Source organism: Stenotrophomonas sp. Steno-C15, assembly GCF_056393265.1.
Genome location: NZ_JBWJPF010000004.1, coordinates 46,828 through 66,153 on the forward strand (window position 1 = coordinate 46,828; position 19,326 = coordinate 66,153).

Annotated in this window: 14 protein-coding genes; 6 read left to right on the forward strand and 8 right to left on the reverse strand. The window is 68.3% G+C overall.

Annotated elements, in window-relative coordinates:
• Nucleotides 1–125 precede the first annotated feature (125 nt).
• From AC06FB_RS05125 to AC06FB_RS05135, 3 genes are all read right to left on the reverse strand, one after another.
• Nucleotides 126–2,933 carry a TonB-dependent receptor gene (locus tag AC06FB_RS05125; protein WP_065181829.1) on the reverse strand — a complete coding sequence of 936 codons (2,808 nt, stop codon included), beginning with the start codon at nt 2,931–2,933 and terminating at the stop codon, nt 126–128.
• Nucleotides 2,934–3,128: 195 nt separating this feature from the next.
• Nucleotides 3,129–3,779 (reverse strand): energy transducer TonB, encoded by a 651-nt coding sequence (locus tag AC06FB_RS05130; RefSeq protein WP_053516772.1) that lies wholly within the window; start codon nt 3,777–3,779, stop codon nt 3,129–3,131.
• A gap of 254 nt (nt 3,780–4,033) precedes the next feature.
• Complete coding sequence (locus tag AC06FB_RS05135) at nt 4,034–4,768, reverse strand: SIMPL domain-containing protein (RefSeq protein WP_053516775.1); 735 nt, start codon at nt 4,766–4,768, stop codon at nt 4,034–4,036.
• A gap of 129 nt (nt 4,769–4,897) precedes the next feature.
• Here AC06FB_RS05135 and AC06FB_RS05140 point away from each other — a divergent pair, with 129 nt between their 5' ends.
• From AC06FB_RS05140 to tldD, 4 genes are read left to right on the forward strand one after another with little or no spacing between them, the layout of a single operon-like run.
• Nucleotides 4,898–5,506 (forward strand): Maf family nucleotide pyrophosphatase, encoded by a 609-nt coding sequence (locus AC06FB_RS05140; protein WP_053516777.1) that lies wholly within the window; start codon nt 4,898–4,900, stop codon nt 5,504–5,506.
• The gene (rng, locus tag AC06FB_RS05145) at nt 5,499–6,986 is read left to right on the forward strand and encodes a ribonuclease G (protein ID WP_053516779.1); all 1,488 of its coding nucleotides are present in this window, start codon (nt 5,499–5,501) and stop codon (nt 6,984–6,986) included. Before AC06FB_RS05140 ends, rng begins: the two co-directional genes overlap by 8 nt.
• A 30-nt stretch (nt 6,987–7,016) precedes the next feature.
• Nucleotides 7,017–10,871, forward strand: coding sequence for a YhdP family protein (locus AC06FB_RS05150; RefSeq protein WP_478053435.1), 3,855 nt, complete (start codon nt 7,017–7,019; stop codon nt 10,869–10,871).
• A gap of 60 nt (nt 10,872–10,931) precedes the next feature.
• Entirely contained in the window at nt 10,932–12,377 is a 1,446-nt protein-coding gene (gene tldD / locus AC06FB_RS05155; protein WP_478053436.1) for a metalloprotease TldD, read from the forward strand.
• Between the two features lie 41 nt (nt 12,378–12,418).
• Here the strand turns inward: tldD and yjgA are convergent, their stop codons facing one another.
• A complete protein-coding gene (yjgA, locus tag AC06FB_RS05160; protein ID WP_478053437.1) occupies nt 12,419–13,009 on the reverse strand; it encodes a ribosome biogenesis factor YjgA in 591 nt (196 codons plus the stop codon).
• 67 nt (nt 13,010–13,076) lie between these two features.
• Here yjgA and pmbA point away from each other — a divergent pair, with 67 nt between their 5' ends.
• Together pmbA and AC06FB_RS05170 are read left to right on the forward strand one after the other, a co-directional pair.
• The gene (gene pmbA / locus AC06FB_RS05165; RefSeq protein ID WP_197572033.1) at nt 13,077–14,444 is read left to right on the forward strand and encodes a metalloprotease PmbA; all 1,368 of its coding nucleotides are present in this window, start codon (nt 13,077–13,079) and stop codon (nt 14,442–14,444) included.
• An 87-nt stretch (nt 14,445–14,531) separates the two neighbouring features.
• The gene (locus AC06FB_RS05170; protein WP_053516791.1) at nt 14,532–14,906 is read left to right on the forward strand and encodes a DUF4870 domain-containing protein; all 375 of its coding nucleotides are present in this window, start codon (nt 14,532–14,534) and stop codon (nt 14,904–14,906) included.
• A 62-nt stretch (nt 14,907–14,968) separates the two neighbouring features.
• Here AC06FB_RS05170 and AC06FB_RS05175 read toward each other — a convergent pair whose 3' ends face one another.
• From AC06FB_RS05175 to AC06FB_RS05190, 4 genes are all read right to left on the reverse strand, one after another.
• Nucleotides 14,969–15,847 carry a polyprenyl synthetase family protein gene (locus tag AC06FB_RS05175; protein ID WP_111186398.1) on the reverse strand — a complete coding sequence of 293 codons (879 nt, stop codon included), beginning with the start codon at nt 15,845–15,847 and terminating at the stop codon, nt 14,969–14,971.
• Entirely contained in the window at nt 15,837–16,097 is a 261-nt protein-coding gene (locus AC06FB_RS05180; protein WP_065174877.1) for an exodeoxyribonuclease VII small subunit, read from the reverse strand. Before AC06FB_RS05180 ends, AC06FB_RS05175 begins: the two co-directional genes overlap by 11 nt.
• A gap of 36 nt (nt 16,098–16,133) precedes the next feature.
• Complete coding sequence (tilS, locus tag AC06FB_RS05185) at nt 16,134–17,420, reverse strand: tRNA lysidine(34) synthetase TilS (RefSeq protein WP_197572518.1); 1,287 nt, start codon at nt 17,418–17,420, stop codon at nt 16,134–16,136.
• Nucleotides 17,421–17,521: 101 nt separating this feature from the next.
• The gene (locus AC06FB_RS05190) at nt 17,522–19,228 is read right to left on the reverse strand and encodes an alkaline phosphatase (RefSeq protein ID WP_128988859.1); all 1,707 of its coding nucleotides are present in this window, start codon (nt 19,226–19,228) and stop codon (nt 17,522–17,524) included.
• Nucleotides 19,229–19,326 lie beyond the last annotated feature (98 nt).

A 19,326-nucleotide genomic window follows, 5' to 3' on the forward strand; every position in this document is an offset into this window, starting at 1 on the left:
CTCCCCTGCGGCAGCGCGGCCGCAGGGGCACAGTAGCGGCAGTGCCGTGAAGCCGCATGCAACATCTGCAACGACGGAGGCCCGGGCATGTGCCCGGGCCTCCGAAGGTGATGCTGCAGCGACGATCAGTTGAAGGTGTACTTGGCACCGACCGTGAAGTAGCGGCCGATGGCTCCGCTGAAGTGCAGCGGGTTGTAGTTCACGCCGCCATAGGTGGTCGGATCGAGCGGTGCGATGCGATCAAACACGTTCTGCACCGATGCGTTCAGTTCAAAGGCTTCGGTGATGTTCCAACGGCCGGACAGGTCGAAGGTGGTGAACGAGGAGATCTTCTCGACCGGCGAGCCATCCTCGTAGAACGCCAGGTAGTCGCCGCCACGGCGGTCCTTGTTCTCCAGCTTGCTGATGTAGTTGGCGACGCCGCTGACACTCCACGGGCCCTGCCTCCAGGTGGTGCCGAAGTTGATGCGGTCCTTGGGCGTGCCGATGCAGTTGGTGACGTCGCAGTTGCCGTGGGTGCCGGCGTAGTCGACCGTCACGTCAGCATCGGTGCGCTCGAACTTCAGCACATGGCTCCACTGCAGATCCATTTCCAGCTGGCCCGGACCGATATCGAAGGTCTGGCGGATATCGGTGTCGATACCGCGCACGCGGGTGGAAGCGGCGTTGATGTACTGCGTGTTGACCGCCAGGATGCTGCCGGTGCCGGCAATGCCGTTGAGCAGGTTGGTGTCGCGCAGGACGTTGCCGGCGGCAATGGCGTCGGCGGTGCTGCCCTGGGCGATTTCGTTGGTGCGCTTGATCTGCCACGCATCCACCGTCATCGAGGTGGAGGAGGTCGGCTGCAGCACGATACCCACCGAATAGCTCTTGGATTCCTCCGGCTTCAGGTCGCTGTTGGGGCGGGTGATGATCGCCACCGAGCGTGCGGTGCATTCGGCTTCACTGATGGCGCAGCGCACCGGGTCGCGGGCGTTGGAGAAGGCGGCCAGGCCACCGTCGCCGTTCTCGGCCGGGTTCGGCGCGCGGAAACCTTCGGCGTAGCTGGCGCGCAGCGCGATCCAGTCGGCCGGGGTCCACTTCACGCCCAGCTTCGGCGTCGCCTTGCCTTCACCGCTCTCGTACTTGTCGTAGCGCAGTGCACCGGACAGCTCCAGCTGTTCCAGCACCGGCGCGGACAGTTCGACGTATCCGGCGTACACGTTCTGGGTACCGTCATAGGCCGAGTAGCCCAGGCCGATGATGTCGCCGGTGTCGGTGAACGTCTGCGGGGTCAGGCTGTTGCTGGTCTTGCGCCACTCGGTGCCCATCGCCAGGCCGAGCGGGCCACCCTTGAGGTCCATCAGGCTGCGCGACACGGTGAAGTCGAACATGTCCAGGCTGGACTTGGCGCGTGCACTGATCTCCGGCGAGATGAAATCGTACAGCGCCTGCGAGTTGAGGTTGGCGTTGTCGCCGATGCGCCATACGCCACCGGCACAGTTCGGGTTTGCCAGTGCACAGCGGACGTTGTCGTAGTGCAGGAAGCCGGTACGACGGTTGATCAGGTCGGTGCCGGAGTGCAGGTAGGCGGTGTCATAGTTCCAGTCGCCCCAGTTGCCCTTGACGCCCACCAGGAAGCGGTTGAACTCGTTGGTGTTGTTGGTCACGCGCGGACCAACGTCCCAGGCCGAATAGCGCAGGCGCGAGGCCTGGCCGGGAATCGGGTTGTCCGGATGATCCGGGCCGAGCACGGTGGCACCGGAACCGCTGTTGGCGTTGACCGGTCCTTCCGGGTAGCCCCAGCCGCCGGACACGCCCGAGGGCGTGTTGCTGAAGGTGGTTTCCTTCTTCGAGTAGCCGATCTCGGTGTAGATCTCGCCGCCTTCGCCGAAGGCGAAGCTGGCACGTCCGAACACGTTGATGTACTTCTCTTCCGGGCTCAGGTCACGGAACTTCTGCGCCGGATCCCACAGGCAGCCCTGCTGCTGTGCGGTCGCATCGGTCTGGCCGGGAATGCTGGTCAGATTGGCACAGCCCGGCAGAGCCACCAGGAACGCGGGATTGTCGTCGTCGACATTGCGGTCGTCGAACACCGAGCCGTTCGGGCCCACGCCACCGGCAGTACCACCGGACAGGTAGGCACCGCCCAGGAACTGCGCGTCGGCGGCGGAATAGCCCCAGCGACGGATGTCACCGGTGCCGATCCACTTGCGGTTCTTGCGATCGCCGATCTTGATCGCGTCGGTCTTGCCGACGTCCAGGCTGAAGAATGCGTTCCAGCCATCGGTGGCCAGGTCGCCGGTGCCTGCGGTCAGCGTCGCCTTCTTGGCATCGCCGTCGCCGTCGCCGGAGACGCCGTAGGAACCGCGCAGGATCGCGCCCTGGAAATCGCTGCGCAGGATGATGTTGACCACGCCGGCGATGGCGTCGGAGCCATAGATCGCCGATGCGCCGTCCTTCAGAACTTCCACGCGCTCCACCGCATCCAGCGGAATGGTGCTCAGATCGGTGAAGACCTTCTGGCCATCGTCAGCCAGGCCGTAGGTGGCCATGCGGCGGCCATTCAACAGCACCAGCGTCGAGCCGGCGCCGAGGCCACGCAGGGAGATGCCGGCGCCGCCGCCGGCAAAGCCGTTGCCGAAGGTCTTGGGAATCGAGCCGGAACCGTCGGCGGTCAGGGTCTGCAGGTATTCGGCGACCGTGGTCTTGCCGGTGCGGTCGATCTCCTGGCGGGTCACCACCTGCACCGGGGACGGTGTCTCGGTATTGGTGCGCGGGATGTTCGAGCCGGTGACCGTGATGCGGTCGAGATTGGTGGCCTGCTCCTGGGCGAAGGCGGAGGAGGAAACCACGGCGCCGGCCAGCAGCAGGGCGCTGCCGGTAAGGATGTGAGTGATGGACGATGCCAGGGTGTCACGGCGGCTGGCGGGCCGATGGATCGGGTGTTTCACAGCTTCTCTCCTAACTGGAAAACCTTGCGTTGAGGGCTGTCGCCGGATCAGGTCCGGGACGGGCCAATCTAGGTTTCCGGCAGGTGACGGAGTCGTGAAATTTTGCTTAATCGGCAGCGCGTGGACGGGCGGTGTGCGGATTCGCAAACCCGGTCGCGGATTCCGGCCCGGCCTGAGGCCGGGCCGGTGCAACGGTCAGTCGGGCAGCGAGAACTGCACCGGCACCATGCCGATGGCAGGCACCGCCACGCCGTCATGCTGGGCGGGCTCAAACCGCCAGTGGCGCAGCACCTGTTGGCGTGCGGCCTGGTCCAGGCTGCGCGAACCGCTGCTGCGTTCGATGCTGACCGCAACAGGCTGGCCGTTGCTGTCCACTTCCACGCGCAGCAGGACCGTGCCCTGTTCGCGGTTGCGCAGCGCGGGGATGGGATAGGCCGGGGGCGGCGCACTGCGGTACTGCAGCTGGGCTCCCGCCAGCGGCGTAGCTGCCGCCAGCGTCGGCGGCGCCATCACGGCGGTCGGTTCGGCGGCCGGCAGGACGATGCCTGGCGCGTCTTCGACCGTTGCGGTGGGGGCTGGCAGCGCCGGTGCGGTCGGCACTGCCTGGGAGCGGGGGGCGACCTTCACCTGTTCGGGTTCGGTGGGCAGGATCGGCGGAGGTTCCGGTGTCTCGACCTTTTCGATCCAGCGGACCGTGGTCGTGTCACGCGGGGCCTGTACCGCCTGGTAGGTGGCGGGGATGAGCAGCAGCAGCAACGCCAGCAGATGCAGTGCGATGGCCGCGCTCCAGGCGGCGATGCGGGCGGGGTCGAAGTGCGCGGATGCAACGGGATACGTACGAACCATGGTCCACCTCCGTGCCAGTGTCGAAAGACGTCAACGCACCAGGGCCGCCATCGGGGTTTGCCGCACGCGGCTGGCAGCCAAGCATTAGCGCGTCGTGGCCGCCATTGCCTAGAGGCATGTCAGGCGATGTTGAACTGGCCTTCATCTACGCAACGGGGCCGGAGACCTTTCCGCTGGAAAGGCATCCGGCCCCGTGGGCAGCAGATCAGGGCAGGGCGCTGTCCGGCGGACAGTGCCCCCGCCGTGCCGGGTCGTCAGCGACCCAGCTCGAACACCACGTCCAGGTTGACCGAAACGGTGGATTCGCCCGGCGCGACCGGCGTGGCCTTGTCCATGGCGGCCGAGGCCATCTGTGCCCGCATCATCGGCACCGGGCGGAAGCCGCCGTTGCTGTTTTCAGAGATGCTGACGATGCGGCGCACCTGCAGGCCCAGCGACTTGGCATAGGTCTGGGCGCGCGCCTGTGCCTTCTTCAGCGCGGCCAGGCGGGCTTCGTCATAGACCGGCTCCGGCTGGTCGATCTCGAAGCTGGGGCCGTTGATCTGGTTGGCGCCCTGGGCGGCCAGCGCATCGAGCACCCGGCCCAGCTTGGCGATGTCGCGGACCTTCAGGCTGACGGTGTTGCTGGCCTGGTAGCCGGTGATCTTCGGCGCTTCGTTGTCGGCATAGCGGTACTGCGGGTTGAGGCTGACGCCGCTGGTCTGCACATCGCGCTCGGCGATGCCGGCCGCCTTGATCGCGGCCAGCACCTTGTCCATCTGCTGCGCATTCTGGCGCATGGCGCTGTTGCCGTCGGCGGCCTGGGTGACCACGCCGGCCGACAGGGTGGCCACATCCGGCACACGGGTCGCTTCGGCGTTGGCCGAAATGTTCAGCAGGGTGCCCTCGGCCGGGGCGGCGATCGGCGGCGGCGGGGCGGCATGGGCGGACATCGAGGCTCCAAGGGCGAGGGACAGGGCAAGCAGCAGCGGGGAGGCGGTCAGGCGCATGGGATCTCCTTGTTGTGGCGTGAGGGTGGTGTCGTAGCGATGAACGCGCTGTGAGTCCGTTCGGGGTTGAAGGCACGCGGGAGCAGGTTGCCGACGATTCAGGCGGCGGCCTCAGGTTATGCTGTGCCGATGCTCTATCTTGCTTCCCGCTCCCCCCGACGCAACCAGCTGCTGGCCCGACTCGGACGCCCCTTCCAGGCGCTTGACCTGGAGGTTGTCGAGCAGCGCGCGCCCAGTGAAAGCGCCGAGCAGTACGTCTGCCGGGTTGCGGCCGACAAGGCGCGCGCCGGGTTGGCCCGGGTGCTGGCCGACGACCCGGACGCACGGGTGCTGGGCTCGGACACCGAGGTCGTGCTTGATGGCGAGGTGTTCGGCAAGCCGGTCGATGCCGCCGATGCCCGGGCAATGCTGGCGCGCCTGGCCGGACGCACGCACCAGGTGATGACGGCCGTGGTGGTGGTCGGCGCGGCCGGGCTGGACAGCGAACTGGTGGTGTCCGAGGTCACGTTCGCTGCGATCGGCACCGCCGACATCGCCGCCTATGTGGCCACCGGTGAGCCGCTGGACAAGGCCGGGGCCTACGCCATCCAGGGTGGGGCCGAGCGCTGGATCGAACACCTGTCCGGCAGCTACTCCGGTGTGATGGGGCTGCCGCTGCTGCACACCGATCGTCTGCTGGCGCGCTGCGGCGTGCCGGCTCCCATTGCCAACGCCGCCAGGGAGGCTGCAGATGTCTGAGGAAATCCTGGTCAATGTGACCCCACGCGAGACCCGGGTCGCGGTGATCGAGAATGGCATGCTGCAGGAACTGCACATCGAGCGCGGCTGGCGCCGGGGTGTGGTCGGCAACATCTACAAGGGCAAGGTGCAGCGGGTGATGCCGGGCATGCAGGCCGCCTTCGTCGAGGTCGGCCTTGAGCGCGCTGCGTTCCTGCATGCCAACGACGTGGTGCGGCCAGCGCCGGTGGCCAGTGCCGACACCGAGAACACCACGCTGCCACCACCGGCCAGCGTGCCGATCGTCGAGCTGCTGCGCGACGGCCAGGACATCGTGGTGCAGGTGGTGAAGGATCCCATCGGTACCAAGGGCGCGCGGCTGACCACGCAGATCAGCATCCCGTCGCGCTACATGGTGCTGCTGCCGCAATCGAAAGTGGTGGGCGTGTCCGCGCGCATCGAGGACGAGGCCGAGCGCGCGCGCCTGAAGGCGCTGGTGACCGAGTTGTCGGCACAGCACGGCGGCTACGGCTACATCGTGCGCACCAACGCCGAAGGGCAGCCGGCCGAAGCCATCGCCGAGGACATCGCCTATCTGTCGCGGGTCTGGAACGTGGTGGAGCGCCGCGGCCGCGACGCCACCCCCTGCAGCGTGATCTATGAAGACCTGAGCCTGCCGCTGCGTTCGGTACGCGACCTGATCCGCAAGGACGTGGACAAGGTGAAGGTCGATTCCAAGGAAACGTTCGCGCAGCTGCAGGCTTTCGTGGCCAAGTACATGCCGGTGCTGGCCGAGAAGCTGGAGCTGTACTCCGGCGATCGCCCGATCTTCGACATGTTCGGCGTGGAGGACGAGATCGGCCGCGCGCTGGACAAGCAGGTGCCGCTGAAGTCCGGTGGCTACCTGGTGATCGACCAGACCGAAGCGATGACCACCATCGACGTCAACACCGGGTCGTTCCTCGGCCAGCGCAACCTGGAGGAGACGGTGTTCCGCACCAACCTGGAGGCGGCGCAGGCCGTGGCCAGGCAGCTGCGGCTGCGCAATCTCGGCGGCATCATCATCATCGACTTCATCGACATGGACGATGCCGAGCACCGCCGCCAGGTGCTGCGAACCCTGGAAAAGGCGCTGGCGCGGGACCATGCCAAGACCACGGTCTACGACTTCTCGCCGCTGGGCCTGGTGGAGATGACCCGCAAGCGCACGGTCGAAAGCCTGGAGCGCCAGCTGTCGGAGACCTGCCCGCAGTGCAGCGGTCGCGGCACAATCAAGACCACCGAAACGGTCACCTACGAGATCTTCCGCGAGATCACCCGCGCGGTGCGCCAGTTCGATGCCGCGCGCCTGCTGGTGATCGCGTCGACCAAGGTGGTGGCGCGCATCACCGATGAGGAATCCGCGGCGGTGGCCGAGCTGGAAGAGTTCCTCGGCAAGAGCATCCGCTTCCAGGCGGATGAGCAGTACCTGCAGGAGCAGTTCGATGTTGTGCTGCTCTGATCCACGCCGGCCGAAGGTCGGCGGCGGCCGATGAGCGCGCCGCCGCGCCTGCGACTGCGAAGGATCCGCCGTCATCTCATTGCTGCCTGTGCGGTGGCCCTGGTCGGGCTGGCGCTGCTGGTGGGCACCTTCAGCCAGCTGCTGCCGCTGGCCGAGCGACACCCCGACAGGATCGCCGCCTGGTTGAGCGAGCGTGCAGGCCAGCCGGTCCGTTTCGACCAGCTGGACACGGCGTGGACCCGTCGTGGCCCGCTGCTGCAGCTGAAGGGCCTGCGCATCGGCGCCGGGCAGGGCCTGGCGGTCGGCGAGGCTGAAATCCTGGTGTCGATGTACAGCGGCCTGCTGCCGGGCCGTTCGTTGACCGAGCTGCGTCTGCGCGGCCTGGCCCTGGATCTGCAGCAGAGCGAGGACGGTCGCTGGTCGGTGCGTGGCCTGCCGCAGCCCAGCAGCGGTGGTGACCCGCTGGAGGCGCTGCGCCGGCTGGGCGAGCTGCAGGTGATCGGCGGCCGGCTGGGCGTGCAGGCTCCGGCACTCGGCATCGACACCGTATTGCCGCGCGTCGATCTGCGCCTGCGCGTCAACGGCGACCGCCTGCGGGTAGGCGTGCGGGCCTGGGCCCAGACCGACGCACTTCCGCTGACCGCCGTGCTGGATGTGGACCGTGTGCGTGGCGACGGCGAGGCATGGCTGGGCGCCGATCCCATCGATTTCCGCGCTTGGTCGCCGTTGCTGGCGGCCGGGGGCGTGCGCCTGCGTGAAGGACGCGGCGAACTCAATGTGTGGCTGACCCTGCGCGATTTCGTCCCCGTGGCGCTGACCACCGATTCGGATCTGCGGGATCTGCGCATCGACGGCGCACCGATGCCGGGGCTGGCAGTGCCGCGGCTGCAGTTGCAGCGCATGCAGGCGCTGCTGCGCTGGCAGCGGCAGGCGGACGGATGGGCGATGCAGGTACCGCGCCTGCGGCTGGTGGACGACACCGGCGCGCAGCAGCTTGATGGACTGCAACTGCAGGTCGGCACGCAACTGGGCATCCGCAGCGGGGCGGTGCAGGCCGGCACCGCGCTGCGTGCGCTGGCGCTGAGTGACCGCCTGGACCCTGGCCTGCGGCGCTGGCTGTTCCTGTCAAAGCCGCAGCTGGATCTGCGGGAACTGCAGCTGGCCGGCAAGCGCAACGGTCCGCTGTGGGCCCAGGGCGAGCTGCAGTCGCTGGGTTTTGCCAGCGTCGGTGACGCACCTGGCTTGCGTGGGCTGGGCGGCCATTTCGAAGGCGACGCCGATGGCTTCCGCCTGCAGCTGCAGCCGCAGCGCGAGCTCCAGTTCGATTGGCCGACCGGCTTCGGCGTGCGCCATGACCTGCACCTGGCAGGCCAAGTGGTGGGGTGGCGCGACGAAGGCGGCGGCTGGCGCATCGGCACGGCCGCCCTGCGCGTGGAAGGCACGGATTACGCAGCCGATCTGCGCGGCGATGTCTGGTTCCAGGGCAATGGCACGCGTCCGTGGCTGCAGCTGGCGGCCAAGCTGGACGATGTACCGATGACGGCCGCCAAGCGCTTCTGGATCCATTCCAGGATGAGCAAGGGTGCCACCGACTGGCTGGACATGGCGCTGGCCGGCGGCCAGGTGCGTGATGGTATCGGCCTGGTCACCGGTGACCTCGACGACTGGCCCTTCGACAACAACGACGGGCGGTTCGAGGCGACCGGCCATATCACCCGCGGCGACATCCGCTTCCAGCGCGACTGGCCGCTGATGAGCCAGGTTGACGCCGACATCGCCTTCATCGGTCCTGGCTTCCACATGCAGGGGCGCGGTGACCTGGCAGGCGTGCCGGTGCAGCACTTCGAGGCCGGCATCAAGGATTTCGGCCAGCAGCCGCTGTACGTACGTGCCGATACCCGCAGCGAAGCCGGAAAGCTGCTGGCGCTGCTGCGGCAGAGCCCGTTGCACCAGGAATACGGCGAGACGCTGGACAACCTGACCGCCACCGGGCCGGCGCAGGTGACCTTCGACCTGCTGAAGCCGCTGCATGCCGACGAAGGGGGGGGGCACCTGCAGGGCACGGTCGATCTGGCCGGCGTGAAGCTGGTGGAGAAGCGCTTCGCGCTGGAATTCGACAACATGCGTGGGTTGGCCCGCTACGGCAACGGTGGTTTTGCCGCCGAGCAACTGGCGGTGCGCCATCTGGGCCAGGACGGCCAACTGAGCCTGCGCGCGGGTGGGTTCGTGCGTGACCCGAAGCTGGCCTTCGAGTCGGAGCTTTCGGCGCGCCTTGATGCAGGCGTGCTGATTGACCGCGCGCCGGAAATGGCCTGGCTCAAGCCCTACATCACCGGTACCTCGCCCTGGACCATCGCCGTCAACCTGCCGAAGGTCGCGCCAGGCGCGCCCGCTCCTCCCAGCGAACTGCGCCTGCGCTCGGATCTGGCAGGCACGCGCCTGGATCTTCCCGCCCCGCTGGACAAGCCCGCCGACGAGCCACTGGCCACCACCGTGACTGCGCAGCTGCCGATGGGGGATGGCCGTATCGACGTGGCGTTTGGCCAGCGCCTGGCCCTGGCCGCGCGCAGCCATAACAATCAGACCGGCGTGCAGGTGACCCTCGGCAGCGGCCAGGTCGACCGCGAGCCGCCTTCCAGCGGGCTGGCGGTCAACGGTCACAGCCCGACCCTGGACGCGTTGGAGTGGATCGGCCTGGCCCGCGGCGGAGACGGCGACGGCGATCCGATGCCGTTGCGGGCGATCGACGTGCAGGTCGGCCGCTTGATGCTGATCGGAGGGGTGTTCGAGCAGACCCGCCTGCAACTGCGCCCGGGCGCGCAGGCGCTGGATGTGCGCCTGGACGGCCCTTCGCTGGCTGGCCGCCTGAGCGTGCCCAATGCCGAGGGCGGCACCATCAGCGGCCAGCTCGACCGGGTGTACTGGCAGTCACCGCCGGCCGCGTCCGGTGCGCCAGCGGCACCGGCCCGGGTGCAGGCCGGCGCCAACGACATGGATCCGGCCAGACTGCCGTCGTTCGCGCTGGACATCGCCGACCTGAAGTTCGGCAAGGTGGCGCTCGGCCAGGCCGTGCTGCGCACCCGCCCGCGGGGCAACGGCCTGGAGGTGCAGACCCTGCGCTTCCGCGCGCCCGACCAGGAGATCGATATCACCGGCCGCTGGCTGGGCAGCAGCAGCGGCGCCCGCACCGAGCTGAACGCGCAGGTGCGCAGCGAGGATCTCGGCGCGCTGATGCAGAATCTCGACTACGGTGGCCAGTTGCGTGGCGGCGCCGGCCAGGCGCAGCTGCAGGCGTCGTGGAATGGCGGGCCGTCGGACTTCCAGCTGGGCAATCTGCAGGGCCAGCTGGATATCCATGCGCGCAACGGTCAGCTGCTGGAACTGGACCCCGGTGCTGGTCGCGTGCTGGGTCTGCTCAGCGTGGCCCAGCTGCCGCGGCGGCTGATGTTCGACTTCCGTGATTTCTTCTCCAAGGGCTTCGCGTTCAACCAGATCGAGGGCAGCCTGCAGTTCGGCCAGGGCGTGGCCCGAACCGACAAGGTGCTGATCGAAGGGCCTGCGGCGAACATCACCATCCGCGGCCAGGCCGACCTGCGCCAGCAGCAGTTCGACCAGACCATCGACGTCAATCCGCGTGCCGGCAATCTGCTGACCGTGGTCGGCGCAGTGGCCGGTGGCCCGGTCGGGGCTGCGCTGGGGGCGGCGACCAATGCGGTGCTGTCCAAGCCGCTGGGTGAGATCGGCGCCCGTACCTACAAGGTGACCGGTCCCTGGAAGGAGCCGAAGGTGGAGGTGATCGAACGCAGCCGCGAACGGACCCCGCCGGCTTCCGCACCTGCGCCGACCCTTCCACCGGCCGTGACCGACCTGCCGCGGTCGCGCTGAGCGCGGCCTCCCATTCCCCGGGGCTTGCCTGAGTGCCCCTGCATCCCCAGATCGAGAGCCATGACTGATATCGCCCTGACGCTTGCCCAAGACCGCCTGCTGCGCCCCGGCGGCCTGGATACCGCTGGACTGGAGCGCACCTTCGGCCAGCTGCTCGGCCCCGGTGTCGATTTCGGCGACCTCTATTTCCAGCACGCCCGGCGTGAGAGCTGGAGCGTGGAAGACGGCATCGTCAAGGACGGTGCCCATTCCATCGAGCAGGGGTTCGGCGTGCGTGCCATTGCCGGCGAGAAAACCGGCTTCGCCTATTCCGATGACATCCATGCCGATGCGCTGCTGGCGGCGGCGCAGTCGGCACGCGCGATTTCGCGCGAGGGCGGTGCCCAGGCGGGCCGCTCGCTGCTGCGCCGCAATGCACGCGCGCTGTATCCGGCGCTGGATCCGATCGATGGGCTCGGCAACGAGGCCAAGGTTGAAGTGCTCAAGCGCCTGGATGGCTATCTGCGTGCCGCCGATCCGCGGGTGAAGCAGGTGATGGTCAGCCTGTCCGGTGGCGTTGACACCGTGCTCATCGCGCGCAGCGACGGCGTTCTGGGTGCCGACGTCCGCCCCCTGGTGCGCTTGAACGTGCAGGTGATCGTCGAGCAGAACGGTCGCCGCGAGTCCGGCTATGCCGGCGGTGGTGGCCGTTATGGCTACGAAGAACTGTTCGCCGATGGCCGGCCGGAAGCGTTCGCCCGCGAGGCGCTGCGCCAGGCGCTGGTGAACCTGGACGCGGTGCCGGCGCCGGCCGGTGTGATGCCGGTGGTGCTCGGCCCGGGCTGGCCTGGCGTGCTGCTGCATGAAGCGGTCGGCCATGGGCTGGAGGGCGACTTCAACCGCAAGGGCACCAGCGTCTACGCCGGTCGCATCGGCGAGCGCGTGGCGGCCCCGGGGGTGACCATCGTCGATGACGGCACCCTGGACGGCCGTCGCGGCTCGCTGAACGTTGATGACGAAGGCCATCCGACCCAGTGCACGACCTTGATCGAGGACGGCATCCTGGTCGGCTACATGCAGGACAGCCTCAATGCACGGTTGATGGGCATGGCACCGACCGGCAACGCGCGCCGCGAGTCGTTCGCGCACCTGACCATGCCGCGGATGACCAATACCTACATGCGCGCCGGCCAGCACGATCCGCAGGAGATGATCCGCTCGGTGAAGAAGGGGCTGTACGCGGTCAACTTCGGCGGTGGCCAGGTCGACATCACCAGTGGCAAGTATGTGTTCTCGGCCACCGAGGCCTATCTGATCGAGGATGGCCGCATCACCACGCCGGTGAAGGGCGCGACCCTGATCGGCAACGGCCCGGAAACCATGCAGAAGGTGCGCATGGTCGGCAACGACCTGGCCCTGGACGAGGGCGTGGGCATCTGCGGCAAGGACGGGCAGAGCGTGCCGGTGGGTGTCGGCCAGCCCTCGCTGCTGATCGAGGGCCTGACCGTCGGCGGCACCCAGGCCTGAACATGGCAACGGCCCCGGCCAGCGCCCCGGCCGGCGGGGACTCAGTCCTCGTCGGTCGCGTCGTCCAGATTGGCGCCGGTGTCGTCGTCGGTGGCGACCTTCAGGCCAAGCGCGGCCGGCAGCATCAGCCCGCGCAGCACCTGGTAGATCTCGCGGTAGGCGCGCGGCGGCTTGTTCTTCGCCTTCTCGGCCTGGGCGTTGCGCACCAGCGTGCGCAGCTGCTGGCGATCCGCCTGCGGATACTCGTCCAGCAGCGCGGCCAGCGCCTTGTCGCCGTCGTCCAGCAGGCGCTCGCGCCAGTCTTCCACGCGGTGCATCATCGCCACTTCGCGGCGCGAGGTTTCGCTGTTGGCGTCCAGCGCATCGCGGATCGCCTCCAGGGTTTCGTCTTCCTCGCGGCGCATGTGCTTGGCCAGGAACGCCAGCTGCCGCTTGTGGGCGATGTGGGCCGTGATGCGCTTGCACTCGGCGATATGCGGCAGCAGATCCTCCGGAATCGGCAGGCGCGCCAGCTGGGCCGGGGTCAGCGACACCAGCTTCTCACCCAGGGCCAGGACTTCCAGGGCTTCGCCGCGCTTCTGCTTGCGGCTCTTGTCAAGGAATTCACCGGTTTCTTCGTCGCGTCCGCGCATCGTCCACACCTGCTTTCAAAAAAGTCGCCCGGCGTGATGCCGGGCCCAACCTGTACAGGATAAAGCATTGAACGTGATCGCCCCTGAAGTGGTTGTCGGCGACGACAGCCCGGCCCGCCTGGAACGGCTGGCCGACCTTTCCCAGCAGCTGCTCGAGCGTGCCCGTGCGCTGGGGGCCAGCCAAGCCGAGGTCAGCTGCAGCGAGGACCGCGGCCTGGAGGTCAATGTGCGCCTGGGCGAAGTGGAAACCGTACAGTCCACCCGCGACCGCGGCATTGCCGTGACCGTGTACTTCGGCCAGCGCAAGGGCAGCGCCAGCACCGGCGACCTGAACGAGGCCAGCCTGTCGGCCACCGTGGAGCAGGCCTGCGCGATCGCCCGCCACACCGAGGATGATCCGGCCGCCGGACTGGCCGATGCCGCCCTGATGGCCAAGGATTTTCCCGAGCTGGACGGCTGGCATCCGTGGGTCCTGCAGGCCGACGAAGCGGTGGACCTGGCGCTGGCCTGCGAGGCCGCCGGGCGCGAGGCCGACGCGCAGATCCGCAACTCCGATGGCGCGGCGGTGTCCACCTCGCAGAGCCTGTCGGTGTACGCCAATTCGCACGGTTTCATTGGCCGTGAGCGCGGCACCCACCATTCGATCGGTTGTGCGCTGATTGCCGGCCAGGGCGATGGCATGCAGCGCGACGGCTGGTACACCAGTGCGCTGGCCAGGCAGGACCTGGAAGATCCGGCCCAGGTCGGCCGCCAGGCCGCCGCGCGTACCGTCGCCCGCCTGCAACCGCGCTCGCTGGCTACGGGCAGCATGCCGGTGCTGTTCGCCCCGGAAGTGGCGCGCAGTCTGGTGGGCCATCTGCTGTCGGCCGTGTCCGGTGGCGCGCTTTACCGCCAGGCCAGCTTCCTGCTGGACAGCGCCGGGCAGCGACTGTTCCCGGACTGGATGCAGATCGACGAGCTGCCGCACCTGCGCCGCGGCCTGCGCTCGGCCGCCTTCGACGGCGATGGCGTGGCGACCCGCGCGTCGGCACTGGTCCGCGATGGCGTGCTGCAGCGCTACGTACTGGGCAGTTACTCGGCCCGCAAGCTGGGCCTGCAGACCACGGCCAATGCCGGCGGCGTGCACAACCTGCAGCTGGCGGCCAACGCCGGGCCGCTGGAAGACATCGCCCGGCAGATGGGCAGCGGCCTGCTGGTGACCGAGCTGATGGGGCAGGGGGTCAATGGTGTGACCGGTGACTACTCGCGGGGGGCCGGTGGCTTCCGTGTCGAGAACGGGGAGATCCAGTACCCGGTGGACGGCATCACCATTGCCGGCAACCTGCGCGAGATGTTCATGGCGATCGAAGCGGTGGGCAGCGATGTCGATCCGCGCTCGCACATCCGGACCGGTTCGATCCTGGTGGGGCGGATGACCATCGCCGGTAATGATTGATGGCGTCGATGGCGTAAGCTATGGCCGCCTGACGCAACCGGCCTGATGCCGGTGGGTCAAGACCACCCAATGAAAAGGAGTTTTGTCGTGAGTGAATTCGATAACGTCCCGCCGCCGCCGCCGGTCACCGCCGATGTCCCGGCAGACCAGCGCACCATGGCCCTGGCCGCGCACCTGCTGGGCATCTTCACCGGCTTCATCGGCGCGCTGATCATCTGGCTGATCAACAAGGACGACGCCGGCAAGTCCTTCGTCACCGACCAGGCCAAGGAAGCGCTGAACTTCCAGATCACCGTGGCCATCGCGATGGTGGTCTGCATCATCCTGACCATCGTGGTCATCGGCGCGATCCTGATGCCGATCGTCGGACTGGTCAGCCTGGTGTTCTGCATCATTGCCGCGGTCAAGGCCAACAACGGCGAAGCCTATCGCTACCCGTTCGCATTGCGCCTGATCAAGTAAGACCGGCTGCATGCGGACATGAAAACGCCCGGCATTGCCGGGCGTTTTCGTTGCGCACCACGTCAGTGATCGCGCTCCACCGCAAGCCTGGCCAGCGCGCGCAGCGCATCGGCCTCTTCGTGGTAGCCCGCCAGAGCAGCCTGCATGCGGGCCGCCAGCTCGCGCAGCTGCGCCTTCGCTCCCTCCATGCCGAGCAGGGCGGGGAAGGTACTCTTGTCCTGCGCCTGGTCCTTGCCTGCCGTCTTGCCCAGCTGCTCGGAGCTGGCTTCGACATCGAGGATGTCATCGCGGACCTGGAACGCCAGGCCGAGTGCATCGGCGAATGCGTCCAGCTGCACCCGCTGCGGCTCCGGCGCATCGCCGCACAATGCGCCCATACGTACCGCGGCACGGATCAGCGCGCCGGTCTTGAGCGCATGCATCCGGGTCAGCGCGGCCAGCGACTGCCGCTGTCCGGTGGCATCGATATCCAGCGCCTGGCCGCCGCACATGCCGGCGGCACCGGAGGCGTGTGCCAGCGCCTGCAGGCAGTCCACGCGCAGTGTTGCCGGCAGTGGTGCCTCGGCCAGCAGGCTGAAGGCGCGGGTCTGCAGGGCGTCGCCGGCCAGGATCGCGGTGGCTTCGTCGAAGGCGATGTGGGTGGTGGGTTTGCCACGGCGCAGTGCATCGTCGTCCATCGCCGGCAGGTCGTCGTGCACCAGCGAATAGGCATGGATCAGTTCCACCGCCATCGCGGCCGCGTCGAGCCTTTCCGGTTGAGCGCCGAACAACTGGCCAGTGGCATAGACCAGCAGCGGACGCATGCGCTTGCCACCGCCGAGGACGGAATGGCGCATGGCCTGGTGCAGCCGCTGCGGTGCATCGGCCGGCGAGGGCAGGGCGGCATCGAGCAGGCTTTCGATCCGGTCGCGCCAGCGCGCGAACGCCGCCTCAGCCGTCATGGCTGGGCGGATCGAAGGGTTCTGCCGTATCGGGCTGTGCCGGATCGCTGAGCAGCCGGACGCGCAGTTCGGCCTGCTCCAGCGCCTGCTGGCACTGGCGGTACAGGCCCACGCCACGTTCGTAAGCACTGAGCGACGCTTCCAGGCTCAGCTCGCCGGTTTCCATCTGCTCCACCAGCTGCTCCAGCGATTCGAGCGACTGCTCGAACTGGGCAACAGGGGAGGCGTTTTCGGGGGACTTCTTGGCCATGCGGCAAGTGTGGACGGCACGCGCGCAGGGGTCAATTCACCAGCCACCCGGCTGCCACCGCAGCTGGGCGTCGTGAGCGTGCAGCCAGGCCTGCAGCGGTGCGGCGATCACCACATCGGCGGCGGCCAGCAGGTTGCCGTCAGCAAACAGCAGCGGCAGCTGCGCGCGCCGCCAGGGGGCCAGATGTTCACGCTGCAGGCAGTCCTTCAAGGCATGTGCGTGGCTGCGTCCCGGCAGCACGATGCGCTCGCCGCCACGCCGTGCACGTACCTGCATCGGCTGCTGGAACATCGCGGCGCCCAGCAGGCGCAGCTGGCCGCCATCAGGCAAGGCCAGAGGCACCCGGCCGTCCCACTCCTCCTGCCAGTCCAGGGGCAGGGCAGGCAGCTCGGCCGGCAGCAGATAGGCATGCTCGCGCCATTGCTGGATGACGTGATCCTGCCAGCGCACCTGCGCCTGCCGGTCGCAAGCGGAGGGCAGCATTTCCTCGAGCATCTGCTGCAGCACCCGCCCCGGCAGCGGTGCCGCGCCATGGCTGGCCACCCAGGTGCGCAGGACGCGTGCGGCGCGTTCCGGCGATACCTGCCGCAGCAGCTGCAAGGACAGCACGCGCGGGGCTGCTTCCAGGTGCGCGAGCAGCTCGGTGTCCTCTTCCTGCAGAAGGCCACGGGTGCGCGCGCAATGATCGGCACTGCCGGCCAGGGCCGCTGCGGCGTGCGGCCAGCGCTGGCGCAGCAGCGGCAGCACCTGCAGGCGCAGGAAGTTGCGGTCGGCGTACGCGTCGTCGTTGCTGGGGTCTTCGATCCAGTGCAGATCGTGGGCCCGCGCATAGTCATGCAGAGCGTCGCGCGGGACCTGCAGCAGCGGCCGCCACAGCCGGTGGCCGGCGAGCATGCTGTCCCTGCTCATTGCCGCCAGGCCATCAACACCGGAACCGCGCAACGCGCGCAGCAGGAAAGTTTCAGCCTGATCGTCCTGATGCTGGGCCAGGGCCAGCGTCTCTCCGTCGCGCAGAGAGGCGACGAAAGCAGCGCGACGCGCCTGCCGGGCTGCACCCTCCAGGCCCAGACCGGTGCCGGTCTCGACCTGCACGCGGTGTACGACCAGTTCGATTCCCAGGGCCGCGCACTGCTGCTGGCAATGCTGGACCCAGGCATCGGCGTCGGGCTGCAGCCCGTGATGCACGTGTACAGCGCGTAGTCCCACGCCGGCCGCCTGCGTGCAGCGCCGTAGCCAGTGCAGCAGGACGGTCGAATCCAGGCCGCCGCTGTAGCCGACCAGCAGCGGTGCATCGAGGGAAACCAGGGCGGGGAAGGCAGTCACGGGTGAAGTGTAGGGTGATCGGCGGGGTCGCGCCGCGCCTTCGACTCACGGGCGGGATGCAGCCGGGCATGGCCCGGCTGCACACTGCGTCCGCCGTGCCGTTACTTTCCGTCGACGCTGCGTTCGAAGGCCTTGGGCGCCGGCAGCTGCACCGGTACGCCCTTGTCATCGCAGGTGCCCGCCTGGCACAGGCGATCGCGCAGCGCCGGCGTTGCCTGCACGATCATGTGATAGATCGTGTTCTGCTCCAGCGTGCCGCGGATCGCCTTGCTGCCGGGACCGCGCGCCCAGATGCCGACGTCCTCGCCACCATGCGATTCGGACTTCATCGGCACCAGCGCTTCCTGCATGTAGTCCGGATGCTCGGTGTCGACATCATGCAGGTCCGGACGCCCCTTGGCCGGCTCGAAGCTGCTCGGGTTGTGCGGGTAGCGCTTGCTGCCCGCCGGCTGCTGGTTGGTGCTGCCGGTGTGGCCCGGTCCATTGGCGTAGCTCAAGGTGGTGTAAGGCTGGCCGTTGCCGTCCAGCGCGTAGTCCAGCTTGCCGGCGCCGTCCTCACCGCCCTTGTCCTTCACCTTGCCCAGGATCGGGTTGCCGCGTGCGGGGTAGCCGACGAAGTTCAGGGTGTGCGAGTGGTCGGCGGTGACGATGATCAGCGTGTCGTCGGCCGACGTCATTTCCGACGCCACCCGCACCGCATCGGACATCGCCACGGTTTCGGTCAGTGCGCGATAGGCATTGCCGCTGTGGTTGGCATGGTCGATGCGGGCGCCTTCGATCATCAGCACGTAACCTTCCTGATGGCGCGACAGATTGGTGATCGCAGCAGCGGTCAGCTCGGCCAGGCTCGGCTCACCGGCCGGATCCTGCGGGCGCTCGTATTCGTAGCGCATGTGGTCCGGCTCGAACAGGCCGAGGATGGCCGGCGCATTCGCGGCGGCGGCCAGCTGCCTGCTGTTCCACACGTAGGCACCCTGCGGATGCGCCTGCTGCCATTCCTGTACCAGGCTGCGGCCATCCAGGCGCTGGCCGACCTTGTCGTCGTATTCCGGATCGCGCTCTTCCACGGTGGTGAATTCACCGCGACCACCGCCGAGCGCGACCAGCGGGCCGCGGCCATAGCGCGACGTGGACAGCAGCTGCTGGGCGATGTCCTTGCAGCCGGCGGCCTTGGCCGCTTCGGTCAGATCGGTGTCATTCTCCCAGTTGCGCTCCGGCGAGTGCGCGTAGGTGGCCGCCGGGGTGGCGTGGGTCAGGCGCGCGGTGGACACGATGCCGGTCGCCAGGCCGGCGCTGTCGGCCAGCTGCAGCCAGGTGAGCAGGCCCTTGGACAGGCTGTCGGCACAATCGGTTCGGGCGCCTGCGCTGACACCGATCGCGCCCATGTGGGTCTTCACGCCGGTGGTGATGGCGGTCATGGTGCCCGCCGAATCAGGGGTCTGCGAGTCGGTGTTGTAGGTCTTGCTGAACGCGGTGGCGGGGAAGCGTTCCCAGGACAGCAGGTTCTCTTCACCCGATCCGCCCTTCTTCTGGCCTTCGTAGATGCGCGCAGCGGCCACGGTGGTCAGGCTCATGCCGTCGCCGAGGAACAGGATGACATTCCGGGCCTTGCCGGCCATCGCGCCATTGGCGGCGGCCTGGGCGGCGCCGCTGCGGTACCACCATTGCGGCGTCTCGCCGGCCGGGTGTGCAACCGGCTCGACGGCGACCTTCAGGCCTGCCGGCGCGGAAGCGGGGGGGGTGCTGGCGCAGGCGCCGAGCAGCAGGGTGGTGGCACACGTGGCCAACAGGGAGACGGAACGGCGCATGGACGCTGGGATCTCACAAACTGTAACGGGACGTTCATTATGCCCGCCCTCGCAAGGCACGCCGATGACACACTGATTTGCCGGGCGGACGGTCGTTC